Here is a 19,117-nt window from a genome sequence, read left to right as displayed (position 1 = left end):
TGGGACGAATATGAGCTTTGCGGCGGCCGGCTGTCTGGTGGGGCCAATTGGCCGGAACGTGACAAAGCGGCGGGGTTCTCGGCCAGTTGATCGCTGTCTACACTCCGGTTCGGACGCCAACCCACCCCGCCCACGGGGAGGGGAGGCGGTCCAGCTCGTCACCCACCGGGGAGGGTCATCGATCTCTCCGGCATGCGCGCGTGGGGGTGACATGACGTCCTCGGCCGGTCAGGCGGGTTCTTGCAGCTCCTCGGCCAGGAGGTCTTCGTGTTGTCCCGTTCGTTCTCATCCCGTTTACGCCGGTTGACATCGGTAGCCGTCGGGCTCGGTGTCGTGATGGCCATGAGCCCGGCCGTGGCACGTGCCACGCCCACCCCGCCCGCGAAATGGCGGTCCGTGCCGCTCACCGGCGCCGAGGTGGTCGAGGGCGCCAAGTCCCCCACCGGCAAGCTCGCCAAGAGCGACGCCGCGCTGCTGAAGGCCACCTCGCCCGCGCCGGTCAACGTCATGGTCAAGCTGGACTACGACTCGCTGGCCGCCTACCAGGGCGGGCTGGCCGGGCTGCCGGCCACCAGCCCCGCCGTCACCGGCAAGGCCCTCGACACCAGGAGCGCCGAGGCCAGGAAGTACGGCACCCACATCCAGGACGTCGAGAACGCCTTCCTGGGCGAGCTGGCCAAGAAGGTCCCCGGCGCCGTCGTCGGCCAGCGCGTCAGGACGGTCTACGGCGGCATCGCCCTGCGCGTCCCGGGCAACAAGGTGGCCGACGTGCTGCGGCTGCCCGGCGCGGTCGCCGTCCAGGAGGACAAGCCCCAGCAGCTGCTGACCGACTCCAGCCCCGAGTTCATCGGCGCCGACACCATCTACGGCAAGCTCGGCGGCAGCTCCTCGGCGGGCAAGGGCGTGATCGTCGGCGTGCTCGACACCGGCGCCTGGCCCGAGCACCCGTCGTTCGCCGCCGCCCCCGGCCTGCCCGCCCCCGGGCCCACCAAGGACGGCACGCCGCGCGTGTGCAACTTCGGCGACAACCCGCTGACCCCCGCCGCCGATCCGTTCACCTGCAACAACAAGCTGATCGGCGGGCAGCCGTTCATGGAGACCTACAACGCCGTCTACGGCGGCGAGGTCTACGGCGACAGCGCCCGCGACTCCAACGGGCACGGCACCCACACCGCCAGCACCTCCGCGGGCGGCCCGGTCGCCGACGCGAACCCGCTGGGCATCAGCCGCGGCCCGATCCACGGCATCGCCCCGGCCGCCGCGGTGTCGGTCTACAAGGTGTGCGGCGCGCAGGGCTGCTTCCCCTCCGACTCGGCGCAGGCCGTGGCGCGGGCCGTCCTGGACGGCGTACGCGTGATCAACTTCTCGGTCTCCGGCGGCAGCGACCCCTACAGCGACCCGGTCGAGCTGGCCTTCCTCGACGCCTACGCGGCCGGCGTGCTGGTCTCGGCCTCGGCCGGCAACTCCGGCCCCGGCGCCGGCACCACCGACCACCGCGGCCCCTGGGTGACCACGGTGGCCGCCTCCTCGCAGTCCAGGACGTTCCAGTCCACGGTCACGCTGTCCGGCGGCGGCGCCACGGCGACGATCAAGGGCGCGTCCATCACCGCGGGCCTGGCCTCGCCGCTGCCCGTCGTCCTGGCCTCGGCGCCGCCGTACTCGCGCGCGGCGTGCGACGTCCCGGCCCCTCCCGGGATGTTCACCGGGAAGATCGTCGCCTGTGAGCGCACCCCCAACCGCGTGCTGAAGAGCTTCAACGTCAGGCAGGGCGGCGCGGCCGGGATGATCCTCTACAACGCCTTCCCGTTCGACGTCTTCACCGACGCGCACTGGCTGCCGTCCGTGCACGTGGACAAGCCCGAGGCCGACACCCTGCTGGCCTTCCTCGCCGCCCACCCCGGCGCCACCGCCTCCTTCACGCAGGGCGCCAAGTCCACCTGGCAGGGCGACGCGATGGCGCACTTCTCCTCGCGCGGCCCCGGCGGCGACTTCCTCAAGCCGGACGTCACCGCGCCCGGCCAGCACATCATGGCGGGCATGACGCCGACCCCCGAGTCGCCGCTGGAAGGCCCGCCCGGCAACCTCTACCAGGTCATCTCCGGCACCTCGATGTCCGCGCCGCACGTGACCGGCTCGGCGGCCCTGGTCTTCGCCCTGCACCCCACCTGGACGCCCGGCCAGGTCAAGTCGGCCCTGGAGACCACGGCCAAGACCGCGGTCACCAAGCAGGACAGGACCACCCAGGCCGACCCGTTCGACATGGGCGGCGGGCGCATCGACCTGACCAAGGCCGGTGACCCCGGACTGACCCTCGACCAGGACGCCGCCGGCTTCGTCGCCTCGGCCACCGACCCGCTCAACCGGATCGACCTCAACCTGCCCTCGGTGAACGCGCCCACCATGCCCGGCGTCATCACCGCCAAGCGCACCGTCACCAACACCACCGGCTCGTCGCTCACCTTCACCGCCTCCGGCACCACCGTGAGCGGGGCCACCGTCGCCGTGGTGCCGCCGGTGTTCACCGTCGCGCCCGGCAAGAGCGCCAAGCTGAGCATCGTCGTCACCGCGCCGGAACTGCCCGACGGCCAGTACTTCGGCCAGGTCAACCTCAAGCAGGTCGGCGGCTCGCGCGCGCTGCACCTGCCGGTGGCGTTCTACCGCAAGCAGGGCGCGGTGCCGGTCGAGCAGACCTGCGCCCCGGACACCATCGCCAGGAACACCGGCGAGTCCACCTGCACCGTCACCGTCCGGAACACCACGTACGAGGACGCCGAGGTGACCGCGCTCAGCACCCTGGACGCCCGCCTGCGCCTCAACAGCGTCACGGGCGCGACCAAGGTCGGCACCCAGGTCGCCACCACCAAGGCGACGCTGGCCGCCACCCAGCCCGCCCGGCCGGCGATCGCGCCCGGCGCCGGACCGGCCGGCTACATTCCGCTGGACGCCTTCGGCGTCACGCCCACCCCGATCGGCGACGAGCAGGCGCTCAACTTCACCGTGCCCGCCTTCCAGTTCGCCGGACGCGGCTACACCCGGCTCGGCGTGACCTCCGACGGCTACAGCGTCGCGGGCGGGGCCACCGGCGACGACGTCTCCCCGACGCCGCAGACGCTGCCCGACCCGGCGCGGCCCAACGGCGTGCTCGCCCCGTACTGGACCGACCTGGACGGCACCGCCGCGCCGGGCGTCCTGGCCACGATCCTGACCGACGGGGTCAGCGACTGGCTGGTGGTGGAGTGGCGGCTGAACCTCTACGGCACCACTGACCTGAAGGTCTTCCAGCAGTGGATCGGGCTCAACGGCGTGGAGGACGTCAGCTACGCCTACGACCCGGGCAACCTGCCCGGCTCGCCGCCCGCAGGCTACGGCCTGACGGTCGGCGCCGAGAACGCCGAGGGCACCGCCGGCGCCCAGATCTCCGGGCCGCCCACCCAGGATCTGGTCGTCACCAGCACGCCGGGGGCGCCCGGCGGCAGCCTGACGTACTCGATGAAGGTCAAGGGGGTCAGCGCGGGGGTCGGCAAGATCACGACCGTCACCTCGACCCCGCAGGTCAAGGGCATCACCGTCGAAGTGGACAAGATCACCGTCCAGTGACCCGCCGGCGGCCGCGGGCGGCGCACCCGCCCGCGGCCACCGTGGCCCGGCTTCCGGCTTCCGGCTTCCGGCCGAGGGACGCGGTCGCCGCGCCGTTCGCGCGGGGTGCACAGGCGTCCGGGTCGTCCAGACCGGCGCCAAGCGCGGCGCAGGTCGTTCCCAGGTCTGCGCCAAGAGCGTTCGCCGAGCATGGGAGTCGTCACCCGACCCGGACCACTCTGACAGGAGACGGACATGCCGGCTTCCACCACCGCTGTCCCCGCCGGACGGGCGCAGGTCGTGCTGGCCGTGGGGGCGACCCGGAGCCGCCGTGGCGTCGCCGTCCCGGCCGCCGCACTGCTGGCGGTCGCCGGGGTGCTGGCCTTCGTGTCGGGGTTCTACGACGGCGGTTACGCCGCCGAGCTCACGGCCGGGCAGCGGATCTACCAGATCGCCCTGGTCGCGGCGCACCTCGCGGTGGCCGTCGTGGCGGCGCTCAGGCTGGCCGGACTGCTCCGCCGGCCCGCGCGCTCCTGACGTCGTCCTAGTGGGCGGCCTCGTACTTCTCGACCACCGAGGCGGCGATGCGGCCGCGCTCGCTGACGGGCAGGCCGTTGGCCTTGGCCCACTGCCGGATCTCCGAAGACTTCTCCCGGCTCAACGCGCGGCTGCCGGTCACGACCGCCCGCCGCCCGCGCCCACCGCGATCCACGCGAACAGGACGGGCCTTCACGATGAAGGGCGCCAGTGCTTTACGCAGCGCGTCCGCCTTCTCCTCATGAAGGTCAATCTCGTAGCTGCTGCCATCGAGTGCAAAGACGACGGTCTCATGAGCCTCCCCACCGTCTACATCGTCGATGAGAATCTCTTGAATCTGCTTAGCCATGGTGGCACTCCATGCTCGATACGGTTGTTGCGTACTGTAGCGCCCTTCAGTAGCGTGCGGGCAACTTACCTCGGCCCGGCGCCGGTGAACGCGGAGAACTCACCGGGCACACCGCCTGTCAAAGGCATTTCAAACGCGGCGGGAACCGCGCGTGCCCGGGGTGTCACGGCGGCTTCCTTGCTTATCTCACCTGGGAATGGCCGGGTCATGTGCCAGGTCGCCGGGCCGGCGGGCGGGCGCGGCGGACGCGGGGCCGCCCGGCGCGCGCACGCGGACGGGGTGAGCGCGGGAAGGCGGCGGCCGCGGCGGTGCGCATCTTATCGAAGATGAATTCAAAGGTGTGCTTCAATGTGTCCGCGTCGCTGCCGGGTGCGCGCCGCCGTCGCTTCCCGGCTTCGGCACACGGTTTTCCGGCGTCCCGCGAGCTGTGCGCCGACGGGGGCCCTATGGCGTCAACGCCGGGCAAGGCGTAGAAGTGCAAGTGCGAATGCGACGGGCCCGGCCGTCTTACCGCCCTTTTGTTTCTGACCGATTTATCGGGCGGGGCGGCCGAACCACTCCGTGACGCGGCGGAGGGCGGCGTCCGGGCCGTCGAGGTCGAGCAGGAGCTCGGGGGCGGCGAGCGCGGCCACCTCCTCGAAGGCGTCCTGATGACAGGTCAGCCGCCAGCCGGGCCAGCGCTCGGCCGGCCGCGACGGGGGCAGCGAGCAGTCCAGCGACCACCAGTCGAGCGTGCGGGCGGCGGCGTCGAGGTGCACGCCGTTCCAGGGGACGGCCTCCAGCGCCGCGAAGGGCGTCGCCAGCTCCTGGGGGCTCAGCAGGGCGGCGGGGCCGGCGAGCAGCACGCGGGCCAGGCCGGTGCCCCACCAGCCGGCGAACGACAGCCTCCCGGTGGTGTCCCGTACGGCCACGAGGGTGTCGGCGACCACCGACAGGTCGTCGTCCTCCGCCGGGCCCTGACCCCATTGCAGCGGCAGCGGCGCCGGCGGGTCGTCGAGGCCGGCGACGGTGTCGTAGCCGAGCCCGAGGTGCTCCATGACCTCGTGGAGGCCGCGGGCCGCCCACTTCACCGTCCAGCCGGGCCACCGCGCGGCGAGCAGGCCCAGCCACGCCCGGATCTCCAGCACGGACGTGCGCCACACGGGCCCGCGGATCTCCAGGGAGCAGTGGACCAGCAGCAGGCGGCGGGACACGTCCAGCACGGCCACGGCCTGCCAGCGCACCGCGTCGCCCCAGCCGAGGGCGTGGCCGTGCTCCTGCTCGCGCACGAAGGCGGCCAGCCGGTCGGGGCCGCGCAGCAGGTCGCCGTAGAAGGTGCCCGCGCCGCCCCGGCGTGACCAGACCCGATGGCCGCCCGCGTCGACGATCACGTAGTGCGCGTGCTCGGTGCCCATGCCGCCCAACCTAGCCCGCGCCCGGCCGGGGCGGTCTCCAGCTGATCCGTGGCGGGACGGGACGGGGCTCGTGACAATGGGCCCATGCGCTACCTGGATGCGGCGGACCCGCTGGCGGTGTCGGCGGCGGCGGCCGTGCGGCTCGGCGACCTCGACGGCGTACGGCGGCTGCTGGCCGGGCATCCCGGGCTGGCCCGCGTCCGGCTGGGCGAGGCGGGCGGGGTGTCGCGGACCCTCCTGCACGTCCTCACCGACTGGCCGGGCCACGTGCCGCGCGGTCCCGCCCTGGTACGTGCGCTGGTGGCGGCCGGGGCCGAGGTCGACGCCCGCTTCGCCGGCCCGCACGCCGAGACGCCACTCATGTGGGCCGCGAGCTGCGACGACGTCCCCGTGCTCGACGCCCTGCTGGACGCCGGGGCCGACGTCGAGGCCACCGGCGCGGTCATCGGCGGCGGCACGGCCCTGTCGGACGCGTGCGCCTTCGCCCAGTGGCACGCCGCCCGCCGCCTCGTCGAGCGCGGCGCGTCCGCGCGGTTGTGGGAGGCCGCCGCCCTCGGGCTCATGGACCGGATCGCGGCGGCGTTCGAGGCCGGGACGCCGTCCCCGGCGGAGGTGACGGAGGGGTTGTGGGCGGCCTGCCACGGCGGGCAGTCGCAGGCCGCGGCGTTCCTCCTGGAGCGCGGCGGCGACCTCGCCTGGGTGGGCTACGACGAGCTCACCCCGCTGGACGCCGCCCGCCGCGCCGGGGCCGACGACCTGGCGTCCTGGCTCACGGCCCGCGGCGCCCGCCCAGGCCCCCGCCACCCCGCCAACTGACCTTCAGCTCAAGCACCGGCCCCCGTCGGCACCTTGCGGCAGGCCACGGCGCTTCGCTGACCGGTTCCCGCTCAGGCTTCCGTGCCGCGCGCGGACTCGGCGGCGCGGGTCAGGAGGGCGCGGCGTTCCTGGTCGCTGTGGGCGACTGCGGCGGCCCGCCGGAACAGCGCCGCCGCGCGGGCCGGGTCGCCGTCGCGGGCGGTGAGATCGGCCTCGGCGGCGATGGCCAGCGGATGGCCGTCGAGCTCGGCGCGGGAGCGCTCCAGCAGGGCGAGCCCGGCCCGCGGCCCGTGGGCGTACCCGTGCGCGACGGCCCGGTTCAGCTCCACCACGGGCGTGGGGTGGAGCAGGGCCAGCTCGTCGTAGCAGCGGGCGATCCGCGACCAGTCGGTGCCCGGCAGCGAGGACGCCGTGGCGTGGCAGGCGGCGATGCGCGCCTGGAGCCCGTACGGGCCGTCGCCCTCGACGGCGGCCAGCAGGGCGAGCCCCTCGCCGATCGCGGCCCGGTCCCAGCGGGAGCGGTCCTGCCGGTCGAGGGGCACCAGGTCGCCGGCGGCGTCGCGGCGGGCGTCCCGGCGGGAGTGCTGCAGGAGGAACAGCGCCAGCAGCGCCGTCACCTCCTCCTGCTCCGGCATGAGCCGTCGCAGCAGCCGCGCCAGCCGGATCGCCTCCTCGGCGAACGCGGGCTCGCCGCCGGCGTCGTACCCCTGCGTGAACAGCAGATAGAGGACGGCGAGCACCCCGGGCAGCCGCTCGGCCAGCGCCGCCCCCTGCGGCACCCGGTACGGGATGCCCGCCTCGGCGATCTTCCGCTTGGCCCTGGTCAGCCGGCGGGTCATCGCCGACTCGGTGACCAGGAAGGCGCGGGCCAGGTCGGCGGTCGGCACGCCGCAGACCGTCCGCAGCGTCAGCGCCACCCGCGACTCCAGCGCCAGCGCCGGATGGCAGCACGTGAAGACGAGCCGCAGCCGGTCGTCCACGACCTCCTCCTCCCGCCCGTCCCCGGGCCCGTCCTGGACGGTCAGGGCGAGCGCCGCCAGCTCGGCCAGCTTGCGGCGCTCGATCGAGACGCGGCGCAGCGCGTCGATCGCGCGGTTGCGCGCCACCGTCATGAGCCAGCCGCCCGGGTTGGACGGCACGCCCTCCTCCGGCCACCGCCGCACGGCCAGGGCCAGCGCCTCCTGGGCGCAGTCCTCGGCGAGGGTCCAGTCGCCGGTGACCCGGATGAGGGCGGCGACGATCCGCGGGTACGCCTCCGCCGCCGCCTCCTCCAGGGGTTGTCTCACTGCTCGAAGTCGGCGAACGGCCGCAGCTCCAGCCGTCCGTGCCGGGCCATGGGGTGGGAGCGGGCGACCTCGACCGCCTCGTCGAGGTCGGCGCATTCGAGCAGGTCGAAGCCCACGATCACCTCTTTGGTCTCGGCGAACGGCCCGTCGGACAGGACCAGCTCGCCGCGGCGCACCCGCACGGTGGTCGCGGCCGACTCCGGCGCCAGCACCGCGCCGCGCACCCGCCGCCCGCGGGCGTCGTTCTCGGCCACCCACGCCTCGACGTCGGGCAGGTTCTCCTGGTCGGTGTCGGGCTCGGTGTCGGTGCAGACGAACATCATGTACTTCATCTCGCGCTCCTCGGTCGGACGGCGTCTCACCATGGTGACGAACGGGACCGACGGAACCGGACGGCGCCCCCGAGATTTCTTCCGCCGAGGGATGGTCAGGCCGACACGGCGCGGCGCGCGTCCAGGCGGCCGGCGTGGCGGCGGGTCCGCAGGTCGAGGGTCAGCAGCGAGCCGAGCCCGGTCTGCTCCAGGACGACCTCGTCGCAGAGCTGCTGGATGACCCACAGGCCGTACCCGTGGGAGGCGGTCGGGTCGAGGCGGGCCGAGGACAGGTGCTCGTGGGTGAGCCGGCCGGCGACGTCGAGGATCTCCACGATCACGCCGTCCGCGCCGCCGCGGGAGGTCACCATGCCCGTGCGGCCGCCGTGGTCCAGCACGTTGGTGACCGCCTCGTTGACCGCCACCACCAGGTCCTCCAGCCGGTCGGCGGGCAGCCCGCAGTGGCGGCCGTGGACGCGGATCAGGTCCCTGATGAGGGCAAGGTCAGTGCTGATGGGGCACTGGAGCTCGAACTGAAGGGTCATGATCGTCTCGCGTGGCGGGGTCGGATGGGGTGGCGGGCCAGTCTCCAGCTTTCCCGCCGGCGGCCACTCAAACGTGTACCGCCGCTGTTCGCAAGTCGGCGGCATGAGGGACGCAGGACCGGGTAGCGCCATAAGTGCAGAAACTTCCGGCACGCCCACGGTCCCCAGACGAACCCGGAGGCTGACGAATGCGGCATGGCGACGGCGACCAGAGCACGGGCATCGACCATCCCAAGGGGAGCGGCCAGATCACGGGAAGCGGCGGCGGGCTGGGCAGGGCCGCGCTGTGGCCGGCCTCGGTGCTGACCGCGGCGGTGACCGCCGACCTGCTGCGGCGCCGGTTCGCGCCGGCCCGGGTGCGGCTGGCGGAGGCCGCGAGCGGGCTGCTCGAACGTACGGGCGTGCGCCCCGCCAGGCCGCGCCTCACCGACCGGGAACGGCTGGACCGCCAGCTGCTCACCTGGCGCCAGGCCCACCCGGAGCCCTCATGGCCCACCGGCCGCATGGGCCCGGCCGGAACCAGCAGCAGCTGACCGGCCCCTCCCACAGGATCCGCGGCTAGCCGGGGCCTCGTAAGGTCTGCGGGACCGCTGTGAGGTGGGCCGGCGGCCGTAGGTGCTGCGGGCGTTCGGGTCAGGTGGGGCCGGCGGCGCCCCGCCGGGCCGTCGCTCCTACGCCTGGCCCACGTGCAGGTGGGAGCGTTCGCCGTCGTGGTCGAAGATGGTGAGCAGTTCCACGGGCCCCTCGTGGGCGCCGACGGCGTGCGGGGTCATGGTCGAGAACTCGGCCGCGTCGCCCGCCGGCACCAGGACGGTCCGCTCGCCCAGCAGCAGCCGGGCCGTCCCCGACAGGACGGTGAACCACTCGCGCCCGGGATGCGCCTGCGGTTCGAGCGGCCGGTCGGGCGTGATGCGCATCTTGGCCACCGTGACGCCGTGCAGCGACCGTTCCCGGGACAACAGCCACACGGTCATCCCGGGGTGGTCGCAGGGGAGCGGCCGGATCACCACGTCGTCGTCCTCGGTGGACTCCACGAGCTGGTCGAGCGTCGTGCCGAGGGCCCGCGCGATGGGGACGAGCTGGTCGAGGGCGATCCGGCGATGGCCCGTCTCGATGCGGCTCAGGTTGGACGGGCTCAGCCGGCACCGCGCGGCCAGGGCGTCGAGCGACCAGCCCCGGGCCAGTCGCAGGCCGCGGATGCGCCGCCGGACCACGGCGTCCAGGTCGACTTCTTGCGTCATAGGCAAGATTGTATGCCGCACGCGCAGGAGCCCCCTACGGTGAACGCATGGAAGCACATCACCACGCACATCCCGACCACGGACAGCACCACCACGGCGACGAATCGGCCCTGGCCGACCTGCTCGACCTGGACGCCGAGGTGCTCGGGCCGTTCCTGGACGAGCTGACCGCCTGGGTCGCCGAGCAGTCCGGCCGCACCCCGCGCACGGTCGCCGACCTGGGCGCCGGCACCGGAACCGGGACCCTGGCCCTGGCCAGGCGGTTCCCGTCCGCCGAGATCGTCGCGGTCGACCGGTCGCCGGTCATGCTCGACCGCCTGCGCGCGGCGGCGCGCGGCCAGGGGCTGGAGGAGCGGGTGCGCGTGCTCCAGGCCGACCTGGACGCGGCCCTGCCGCCGCTCGGCACCCCGGACCTGGTGTGGGCGGCGGCGTCGCTGCACCACGTCGAGAACCCGGCGCGGCTGCTCGGCGAGGTCCACGCCGCGCTGCGGCCCGGCGGGCTGCTGGCGGTCGTCGAGATGGACGGCATGCCGCGCCTGCTGGCCGACGAGGCCGGAGCGACGCTGGAGGCGCGCTGCCGGGAGGCGCTGGCGGGCAGCGGCCCGGACCCGTACCCGGACTGGGGACCGGTCCTGGCGGCGGCCGGATTCGAGGTGGCCGCGCGGCGCGACTTCCCGATCGAGGTGCGCCCGGCGCCGCCGGGCGCGGTCCGTTACGCGCGGACGGTGCTGAGCGGCTACCGGTCGCGGCTCGCCGGGAGACTGGCCGAGGGCGACCTCGCCGCCCTCGACCGGCTGCTCTCCGCCGACTCGCCGGAGTCCGTCCGGCACCGCGAGCTCGTCGTGCGCGGCACCCGGACGGCCTGGGCGGCCCGCCGCCCCTGACCGGCCTCGCCCCCGAGACGGCGGCGAGCCCGAGACGGCGGGCGAGTCCGAGGCGGCGAACCCGAGGCGGCGGCGAGCCCGGGGCCCGACCGCGGGACCGATACGTTGGGGTGCGTGACGACTGCTCCCCTTGGCACCCCCCAGGTCGTTCGTCCGGAGGCGTCCAGGCTCGCCTGGCTGGACGCCCTGCGCGGCATCGGCGCGCTCGCCGTCGTCGGCGAGCACCTGACCACCTGGGCCATGCCCTGGCTGCGCCCGACCTTCTTCAACCTGGGCGTGTACGGCGTCCTGGTGTTCTTCCTGGTCAGCGGCTACATCATCCCGTCGTCGCTGGAACGGCACGGCGACGTGCGCGCCTTCTGGATCGGCCGCGCCTTCCGCCTCTACCCGCTCTACCTCGCCGTCATCGCCGTGGTCCTGGCCCTGTCCTGGTGGATCCCGGTACGCGCCGAGGTGCCCAGGGACGCCTCCTCCGCCGCGGCGCACGCCACGATGCTGCTGGACGTCGTCGGCGTCGCCGGGGTGATGAACACGATGTGGACGCTCTCCTACGAGATGGTCTTCTACCTGATGGTCACCGCCCTGTTCGTGACCGGCGTCCGGGACCGGCGCGGCCTGGTCGCCGTCGCGTTCGGGGTGACCGCGGTCGTGGCGGGCCTCGCGCTGAGCGCGGCGCCGCTGACCGGCGGCTGGCTGTCGTGGGCGTCGTTCGCGGTGTTCGCCGCCGGGCTGGCCTGCGTCGTCACGGGCCGGCTGCGCAACGTGGCGGCGTGCGCGCTCGGCGTCATGGCCCTGGCCCTGCTGCTGCTGAGCAGCCGCGTCCCGTGGTTCGGGGCGGCGATCCTCGCGGTCATGTTCACCGGCACGGCGATCCGCCGGTGGGAGAGCGGCCAGGGCTCCCTGTGGCCGGTGGCCCTGGCCGCCTCGCTGGTGACGGTCGCCCCCTTATGGGCGCTCAGCGCCGGGTGGTGGTGGGTGCAGCCGGACGTGTGGGCCACGACCGTCGCCCTGGCCGGGCTCACGTTCGCGGCCGGTCTGGCCTGGCGGGCCCGCCGGGTGCCCGCCGTGCTCACCTGGCTCGGGCTGATGAGCTACTCCCTCTACCTGGTGCACCTGCCGGTGCTCCTCGTGGTGATGGAGGTGGCGGGGGAGATGCGCTGGTCGCCGCTGCCCCTGCAGATCGGCGTGAGCGTGCTGTTCCTGGCTCTCGTGCTGCCGGGCAGCCGGCTGACCTACCGTTTCCTCGAACGTCCGATGCAGCGGCTCGGCCGCCGCCTGACCGCGTCCTAGGAGCTCCTACCGGCGCGGGTCGAGCACGAGCTTGCCGGTCGTCCGCCGTTCCCTGAGCTCCGCGTGCACCTGCCGCACCTCCGACATCGGACGGTCCCCGCCCGCGACCACCCGCAGCTCTCCCGCGATCACCCGCGCCGCCATCTCCGCGTACGCCCCGGCCAGGACGGCGGGCCGCTGGAAGGCGTTGAGCAGCCAGAATCCGCTGACGGTCGCCGAGCGGGGCTGGAGCGCGCGAGGCGAGACCGGCTGCGGTTCCACCCCGCCCGCCATCCCGTAGAAGGCGAGCCGGCCGAACGGCGCCAGCGCCGCCAGGCTCTGGTCGGTGACCCGGCCGCCGGTCATCTCCAGGACCACGTCCACGGGCTCGCCGCCGTTGGCCGCGCGCAGCGCCGCGGTGAGGTCGTCGGCGGCCGGGTCGACGGCGGCGTCCGCGCCCAGCGACAGGGCGAGCTCCCGCTTGGCGGGCGTGCTCGCGGTGGCGATCACCCGGCCCGCGCCCGCCGCCTTGGCGAGCTGCACCGCCAGCGAGCCGACGCCGCCCGCCGCCGCGTGCACGACCACGCTCTCCCCGGCCTGGACCCGGCCGGTGTGGCGGACCAGCCACCACGCGGTGAGCCCCTGGGCCAGCAGGGCCACCGCGGCGACGTCGTCGAGCTCCTCGGGCACCGGGAAGGCGGACGCCTCCGGGATCGCGGCCTTCTCGGCGTACCCGCCGCGCTCCAGCATGGCGGCCAGGCGGCGGCCGTCGGCCGTCCTGCCGACGACCTCGCCGCCGGGGACGACCGGCAGCGTGGTCGCGGCCAGGTAGGCGTTCTCGCGCATCAGCGTGTCGGCGAAGTTCACGCCGCAGCGCGAGACGTCCACGACGACCTGGCCGGGGCCGGGCACCGGCTCGTCCACCTCCCGCACCCGCACGACCTCGGGACCGCCGAACTCGGTGATCTGCACGGCTCGCATGGCAACTCCAATGGAATCCAGTTTCAAATGGTACTGAGTACCATAAGGGACGCCGTCCGCAAGCGCTAGACTGAGGCCGTGACCGAGCCCTCCCTGCGCGCCCGCAAGCGACAGCGAGCCCGCGACGAGATCATCGAGGCGGCCTACCGGCTCTTCGCCGAGCGCGGCTACGACGAGGTGACGGTCGCCGACATCGCCGAGCGCGCCGAGGTGGGCCGCACCACGTTCTTCCGCTACTTCGGCGACAAGCAGGAGGTCGTCTTCGCGGGGGAGCACGACTGGCTCGACGGCCTGGCCGCCCACCACCGCGAGCTGCGCGGCGACCGTCCGCCCGGCCTGCCGGAGGCGCTCGCCCAGGTGCGCGAGCTCACCCTCGCCCTGTGCGCCAGGGCCACCCTCGACCCCGGCCGCTACGTCCTGCGCGAACGGCTGATCGCCGATCATCCCGAGCTCGGCGACCGCACGGCGCGCAAGCAGCGCCGCTTCGCCGAGACCATGACCGAGATCCTGCGCGAGCACGGCGCCACCCCCGAGACGGCGGCCCTGGCCCCGCAGCTCGCGCTGGCCTGCTACACCGCCGGCCGCGCCGTCGCCGGCGACGACCCGGCGGCGCTGGCCCCGAGCGTGGCCGCGGCCTTCGACCGGCTCGGCCTCCTCCCGCCCGCCGCCTGACCTCGGCGCCCGGCCGCCTGCCGCCCGGCTCAGCGCACGTGCACGCCGATCAGGCAGGTGTCGTCGTCGGTGTCGGAGTTGCAGTGGGTGAGCAGGTCGTCGAGCCGGTGGTCGAGGGTCGCGGCGGTACGCGAGGCGACGGCCAGCAGCCGGTCCTGGGCGTGGCGCAGGTTGTGGTCGCGCCGCTCGATCAGGCCGTCGGTGTAGAGCAGCAGCGTGTCGTCGGCCTCCAGCTGCAGCCGTCCCTCCTCGTAGACGGCGTCGGCGAACGCGCCGAGCAGCGGCCCCTTCACCATCGGCAGCTCCGTGCCCTGCGCGCCGCGCAGCAGGATCGGCGGCAGGTGCCCGGCCCTGGCCCAGCGCAGGACGCGGGTCGCGGGGTCGTACAGGCCGCAGATCGCGGTCGCCGTCATGCGGTCGGCGAGGTGGCGGGCGACCAGGTTGAGCCAGCTCAGCAGCCGGGCCGGGCCCGCGCCGGTGGCGGCCAGGCCGCGCAGCGCGTTGCGCAGCACCACCATGCCCGTGGCGGCCTCGACGCCGTGCCCGGCCACGTCGCCCACCGACAGCAGGATGCACTCCGACGGCAGGACGACCGCGTCGTACCAGTCGCCGCCGACCAGGTCCTCCTTCTGCGCCGGACGGTAGCGGACCGAGATGCGCAGCCCGAAGGAGTCCATGCGGCCGTGCGAGGGCGGCATGATGGCGTGCTGGAGCTGGAGGGCCAGGCGGTTGCGGGCGGCGGACTGCCGTTCGGTGTGGGCCAGCCTGTCGCGGGTCACCGCCAGCGCGACCTCCGTCCAGTGCTGGGGCGAGACGTCCTGGTAGGCCCCCCGCAGCGCGGTCAGCCGGCCGTCGGGGGCGAACACCGGCTCGGCCACCACCCGCAGATGGCGGGCCACCCCGTCGGGACGTTCGAGCCGGAACGCCGTCGCGGCCGGCCGCCGGTGGTGCAGCACCGTGCGCAGGAAGAGGCCCACGGCCACCTCGTCGTCGCGATGCACGTGGTCGCGCAGGCGCTCCAGCGGGACCGGCCGGGCGTCCGGCGGCAGGCCGTACAGGGAGAACATCTGGGCGTTCCACATGATCTCGCCGGTGAGCGCGTTCTCCTCGAAGCCGCCGATGCGGCCCAAACGCTGGGCGTGCTGCAGCAGGCGGGCCTGGTCGTCATGGTCGCGCCGGACGAGCAGCACGCCGCCGCCGTGGCGGGTGATGCTCACCTCGGCCGTGGAGGCCGCGGTGAAGGGCATGTCGGCGGAGCGGAACGGCTCGCCGGTGGCGTGCACGTGCTCGATCCTGGCCAGCAGTTCCCCGGCCGCGAACGGGTACGCCTCCAGCAGCAGCCCGCCCGCCCGCACCGCCGACGACGCGTTGGCGTGGTGGACGCGGAAGTCGGCGATGTGCCCCTGCGGGTCGAGGTGCGGCACCAGGACGAGCGCCGGGTCGGACATGGTGTCGGCCAGGGCGGCCAGCTCGGCCAGGGCGGCCCCGGCGCGCGCGGGCGGCCCGGGGGAGTTCAGGGTCAGGGCGCACAGGTCGGCCAGCGCCTCGATCTGCCGTTCCATCCTGGGCGTGGGCTCGGGACAGCCGCCCGGCCAGCAGATCTCCAGGACGCCGAGCACCCGCCCGCCCAGCCGGGCCAGCGCGGTGACGCGGCCGCCGGTGAGCTGGTGGCGGCCGATCGAGGGCGGCTCCTGCGTGGTGTGCCACAGCGTGCGGCGTTCGATCAGCGTGCTGGTGGCGGGCGTGACCAGGCCCGGGGGGACCTGCCGCCACAGCCCGGCCTCCTCGGCGCTGAAGCCCGCGTGGCCGGCCAGCGTCAGCGACGTGTCCGGCCCGGCCGCCCACACCGCGACCGCCGTCGCGCCGATGGGCAGCAGGGCCGTCTCCAGCACGGCGTGGGCCGCCGCCTGCACGTCCGTGGCGCCGAGCGCGGCGCTCTCGGCCGTCCGCAGCCGCACCGCCGCCTCCGCGTGCCCGGCGGGCGGCTCCTCACCGCCGTCGAGCCCGGCGGCGCCGGTCAGGGACGCGTCGGCGATGGGGTCGTCGGCGGCCCGGTTGACGACGTCGGCGGCCAGCTCGGCCTGCGAGCGCCCGGTCCGGGCCGCGAGCGTGGCGAGCTGGTCGGCGGCCTGCGCCGGGGCGCAGCGCAGGCGTTCGACCAGGATGCCCTTCGCCAGCTCGATCAGCGCGCGGTCGTCGGCGGCGCGGCGGACCTCGTGCAGCTCGGCGCGCAGGCGTTCGACGGTCGCGGCCAGCCTGGCCAGGCCCGTCTCCTCGGCTGAACTCCCCATGGCGCGACTCCTCACCGGATCAGGCCGGATCCATCCAGTGCTGGATGCGTTCGATCAGCTGGTGGGCGTCGACCGGTTTGGTCACGTGGTCGCTGGCTCCGGCCGCCAGCGACTTCTCCTGGTCGCCCGGCATGGCCTTGGCCGTGACCGCGATGATCGGCAGGTCGGCGTAGCCGGGCATCTCGCGGATCGTCTCGATCGCCGTGTAGCCATCCATCTCGGGCATCATCACGTCCATCAGGATCAGGTCCGTCTCGGGGTGGGCCGTCAGTGTGTCGATGCCCTTGCGGCCGTTCTCGGCGTGCAGCACGTCGATGCCGTGGATCTCCAGGATGCTGGTCAGCGCGAACAGGTTGCGGGCGTCGTCGTCCACGACCAGGACCGTGCGCCCGGACAGCGTGTCGTCGATCTCCCGGCCCGACGCCGCCCCCACCGTCCGGGACCTGACCAGCGGCAGCACGTCGCCGGGCTGGTCGGCGGTCAGGTGCAGGGCGATGCGCTCGCGCAGCTCGTCGAGGCTGGACAGCAGCTCCAGCGGCCGGTCGCCGACGCGCGTCTCCCGCGACGGGCCGGAGCGCCAGTTGTCGTAGGCCAGCACCGGCACGCCGTGCAGCGCCGGATCGCCGTCCATGGCCTCCAGCAGGTCGTAGGCGGCCCGGCCGGGCAGGTCGAGGTCGAGCACGACGCAGTGGCACGGCTCGGCGGCCAGCAGGCTCGCCGCCTCCTCCGCGCCCCTCGCCTCGACCACCTGGACGGTCCCGCCGAGCGGGTCGGGCGCCCCGGCCAGGCCGCTCACCACGCTCTCGGTCACCAGCGACAGCAGCCCGTGCGGGCGTTCCTCGATCACCAGCAGCCGCCGCGGCTGACCGGCCACCGGCAGCGCGTGCCCCTCGGCGCCGGGCTGGGCGACCGGCAGGTACAGGGTGAACACGCTGCCCTGGCCCGGCGTGCTCTGGACGGTGATCGCGCCGCCGAGCAGGTAGGCGATCTCGCGGCTGATGGACAGGCCGAGGCCGGTGCCGCCGTACTTGCGGCTGGTGGTGCCGTCGGCCTGCTGGAACGCCCCGAAGATCACTTCCAGCTGCTGCTCGGGGATGCCGATGCCGGTGTCCATGACGCGCAGGGCGATGGCGGGGGCGTGCGGGCGCACCGCGGCCGGCAGCTCGCCGTGCGCGGCCGGTTCGATGCGCAGCTCGACGCCGCCGGTCTCGGTGAACTTGACCGCGTTCGACAGCAGGTTGCGCAGCACCTGCCGCAGCCGCGAGTCGTCGGTGAGCAGGTCGGCCGGCACGCCCGGCCCGGTGGTGATCCGGAAGTCGAGGCTCTTCTGCGACGTCATCGGCCGGAACGTGGCCTCGACGTAGTCCAGGAGCTGCCGCAACGGCACCCATTCGGGATTGATGTCCATCTTGCCCGCCTCGACCTTGGACAGGTCGAGGATGTCGTTGATCAGCTGGAGCAGGTCCGAGCCGGCGGAATGGATGATCCCGGCGTACTCGACCTGCTTGGGCGTCAGGTTGCGCGTGTGGTTCTGGGCCAGCAGCTGGGCCAGGATGAGCAGCGAGTTGAGCGGGGTGCGCAGCTCGTGGCTCATGTTCGCCAGGAACTCGCTCTTGTACGTCGAGGCCAGCGTGAGCTGGTGGGCACGGTCCTCCAGCTCCTGCCTGGCCTGCTCGATCTCCAGGTTCTTGGTCTCGATGTCCTGGTTCTGGCGGGCCAGCAGCGTGGCCTTCTCCTCCAGCTCGGCGTTGGAGCGCTGCAGCTCCTCCTGCTGCTGCTGCAACTCCTCCGAGCGGGCCTGCAGCTCGACGGCCAGCCGCTGCGACTCCTTGAGCAGCTCGTCGGTGCGGGCGTTGGCCACGATCGTGTTGAGGTTGACGCCGATCGTCTCCATGAGCTGGTCGAGGAAGGCCCGGTGGACCGGCGTGAACGCCTGCACCGAGGCCAGCTCGATCACGCCGAGCACCTGCTCCTCGACCACGATCGGCAACACGATGACCGAGCTCGGATCGGTCCTGCCCAGCCCCGAGGAGATCGTGATGTAACCGGGCGGGACGTCGGCCATCGTGATCGTCCTGCGGCTGCGGGCGGCCTGGCCGACCAGCGCCTCGCCGAGCCGGAACCTGGTCGGCCTGCCGGGGTCTGCCGGGTAGCCGTAGGCGCTGATGAGCTGGAGCTCGTTCTCCTCGGCCAAGAAGAACGCGCCGTACTGGGCGCCGACCAGCGGCGCCAGCTCGTTCATCACCAGCTCGGCGACGGCCGCCAGGTCACGGTGGCCCTGCATCAGCCCCGACATGCGGGCCAGGTTGGACTTGAGCCAGTCCTTCTCCTCGTTGGCGCTGGTCGTCTCGCGCAGCGACTTGACCATCGAGTTGATGTTGTCCTTCAGGTCGGCCAGCTCGCCCTCGGCGTCGACCGTGATCGACCGGGTCAGGTCGCCGGAGGTCACCGCGCTGGTCACCTCGGCGATGGCGCGCACCTGCCGGGTCAGGTTCGCGGCCAGCTCGTTGACGTTCTCCGTCAGCCGCTTCCAGGTGCCGGACACGCCCTCGACCTCGGCCTGGCCGCCAAGCCTGCCCTCCCGGCCCACCTCGCGGGCCACGCGGGTGACCTCGGCGGCGAAGGAGGAGAGCTGGTCGACCATCGTGTTGATGGTGGTCTTGAGCTCCAGGATCTCGCCGCGGGCATCCACGTCGATCTTCCTGGTCAGGTCGCCCCTGGCCACCGCCGTGGTGACCTGGGCGATACTGCGCACCTGGTTGGTCAGGTTGTCGGCCATCGAGTTGACGTTGTCGGTGAGGTCCTTCCACGTGCCCGACACGCCCCGGACGGTGGCCTGACCGCCCAGGTTGCCCTCGGTGCCCACCTCACGCGCCACCCGGGTCACCTCGTCGGCGAAGGCCGACAGCTGGTCGACCATCGTGTTGATGGTCTCCTTCAGCTCCAGGATCTCCCCCCGCGCGTC

The 19,117-nt window shown here is 73.8% G+C and carries 16 protein-coding genes; 7 read left to right on the top strand and 9 right to left on the bottom strand.

Annotation, left to right across the window (positions count from 1 at the left end):
• Positions 1-342 precede the first annotated feature (342 nt).
• Both ACIBST_RS00080 and ACIBST_RS00075 read left to right on the top strand, forming a co-directional pair.
• Positions 343-3,597, top strand: coding sequence for a S8 family serine peptidase (locus ACIBST_RS00080; RefSeq protein ID WP_397167693.1), 3,255 nt, complete (start codon positions 343-345; stop codon positions 3,595-3,597).
• Between the two features lie 234 nt (positions 3,598-3,831).
• A complete protein-coding gene (locus tag ACIBST_RS00075; protein ID WP_397167691.1) occupies positions 3,832-4,113 on the top strand; it encodes a hypothetical protein in 282 nt (93 codons plus the stop codon).
• Between the two features lie 7 nt (positions 4,114-4,120).
• Here ACIBST_RS00075 and ACIBST_RS00070 read toward each other — a convergent pair whose 3' ends face one another.
• Both ACIBST_RS00070 and ACIBST_RS00065 read right to left on the bottom strand, forming a co-directional pair.
• Positions 4,121-4,462, bottom strand: a complete 342-nt coding sequence (locus tag ACIBST_RS00070) for an Lsr2 family protein (RefSeq protein WP_397167689.1) — start codon at positions 4,460-4,462, stop codon at positions 4,121-4,123.
• Between the two features lie 533 nt (positions 4,463-4,995).
• Positions 4,996-5,856 (bottom strand): hypothetical protein, encoded by an 861-nt coding sequence (locus tag ACIBST_RS00065; protein ID WP_397167688.1) that lies wholly within the window; start codon positions 5,854-5,856, stop codon positions 4,996-4,998.
• Positions 5,857-5,940: 84 nt separating this feature from the next.
• Here ACIBST_RS00065 and ACIBST_RS00060 point away from each other — a divergent pair, with 84 nt between their 5' ends.
• Positions 5,941-6,672 (top strand): ankyrin repeat domain-containing protein, encoded by a 732-nt coding sequence (locus ACIBST_RS00060; RefSeq protein WP_397167686.1) that lies wholly within the window; start codon positions 5,941-5,943, stop codon positions 6,670-6,672.
• A 71-nt stretch (positions 6,673-6,743) separates the two neighbouring features.
• On the opposite strand, the gene ACIBST_RS00055 is transcribed toward ACIBST_RS00060, so the two are convergent.
• From ACIBST_RS00055 to ACIBST_RS00045, 3 genes are all read right to left on the bottom strand, one after another.
• Positions 6,744-7,958, bottom strand: a complete 1,215-nt coding sequence (locus ACIBST_RS00055; protein ID WP_397167684.1) for an RNA polymerase sigma factor — start codon at positions 7,956-7,958, stop codon at positions 6,744-6,746.
• A complete protein-coding gene (locus ACIBST_RS00050) occupies positions 7,955-8,290 on the bottom strand; it encodes a YciI family protein (RefSeq protein WP_358301365.1) in 336 nt (111 codons plus the stop codon). The genes ACIBST_RS00055 and ACIBST_RS00050 overlap by 4 nt, the downstream gene beginning before the upstream one ends.
• Before the next feature lie 95 nt (positions 8,291-8,385).
• Positions 8,386-8,814 carry an ATP-binding protein gene (locus tag ACIBST_RS00045; RefSeq protein WP_397167682.1) on the bottom strand — a complete coding sequence of 143 codons (429 nt, stop codon included), beginning with the start codon at positions 8,812-8,814 and terminating at the stop codon, positions 8,386-8,388.
• A gap of 188 nt (positions 8,815-9,002) precedes the next feature.
• Between ACIBST_RS00045 and ACIBST_RS00040 the strand changes: the two genes are divergently transcribed.
• On the top strand, positions 9,003-9,347 hold the full coding sequence (locus ACIBST_RS00040; protein WP_397167681.1) for a hypothetical protein: 345 nt from the start codon (positions 9,003-9,005) through the stop codon (positions 9,345-9,347).
• A 138-nt stretch (positions 9,348-9,485) separates the two neighbouring features.
• On the opposite strand, the gene ACIBST_RS00035 is transcribed toward ACIBST_RS00040, so the two are convergent.
• The gene (locus ACIBST_RS00035; RefSeq protein WP_397167679.1) at positions 9,486-10,055 is read right to left on the bottom strand and encodes a helix-turn-helix domain-containing protein; all 570 of its coding nucleotides are present in this window, start codon (positions 10,053-10,055) and stop codon (positions 9,486-9,488) included.
• Positions 10,056-10,102: 47 nt separating this feature from the next.
• Between ACIBST_RS00035 and ACIBST_RS00030 the strand changes: the two genes are divergently transcribed.
• Both ACIBST_RS00030 and ACIBST_RS00025 read left to right on the top strand, forming a co-directional pair.
• Positions 10,103-10,939 carry a class I SAM-dependent methyltransferase gene (locus tag ACIBST_RS00030; RefSeq protein WP_397167677.1) on the top strand — a complete coding sequence of 279 codons (837 nt, stop codon included), beginning with the start codon at positions 10,103-10,105 and terminating at the stop codon, positions 10,937-10,939.
• A 114-nt stretch (positions 10,940-11,053) separates the two neighbouring features.
• A complete protein-coding gene (locus ACIBST_RS00025; protein ID WP_397167676.1) occupies positions 11,054-12,229 on the top strand; it encodes an acyltransferase family protein in 1,176 nt (391 codons plus the stop codon).
• Positions 12,230-12,235: 6 nt separating this feature from the next.
• Here ACIBST_RS00025 and ACIBST_RS00020 read toward each other — a convergent pair whose 3' ends face one another.
• Complete coding sequence (locus tag ACIBST_RS00020; protein ID WP_397167674.1) at positions 12,236-13,189, bottom strand: zinc-binding alcohol dehydrogenase family protein; 954 nt, start codon at positions 13,187-13,189, stop codon at positions 12,236-12,238.
• A 78-nt stretch (positions 13,190-13,267) separates the two neighbouring features.
• Here ACIBST_RS00020 and ACIBST_RS00015 point away from each other — a divergent pair, with 78 nt between their 5' ends.
• Positions 13,268-13,861 carry a helix-turn-helix domain-containing protein gene (locus ACIBST_RS00015; protein WP_352351401.1) on the top strand — a complete coding sequence of 198 codons (594 nt, stop codon included), beginning with the start codon at positions 13,268-13,270 and terminating at the stop codon, positions 13,859-13,861.
• A gap of 29 nt (positions 13,862-13,890) precedes the next feature.
• Here ACIBST_RS00015 and ACIBST_RS00010 read toward each other — a convergent pair whose 3' ends face one another.
• Together ACIBST_RS00010 and ACIBST_RS00005 are read right to left on the bottom strand one after the other, a co-directional pair.
• Complete coding sequence (locus tag ACIBST_RS00010) at positions 13,891-16,152, bottom strand: SpoIIE family protein phosphatase (RefSeq protein ID WP_397167672.1); 2,262 nt, start codon at positions 16,150-16,152, stop codon at positions 13,891-13,893.
• A gap of 19 nt (positions 16,153-16,171) precedes the next feature.
• The coding region (locus ACIBST_RS00005) for a response regulator (protein WP_397167671.1) at positions 16,172-19,117 on the bottom strand (2,946 nt) is incomplete at its 5' end.

The organism is Nonomuraea sp. NPDC049684, from assembly GCF_044465345.1.
Classification (GTDB): Bacteria; Actinomycetota; Actinomycetes; order Streptosporangiales; family Streptosporangiaceae; genus Nonomuraea.
This window is presented reverse-complemented; position numbering and strand designations above follow the sequence as displayed.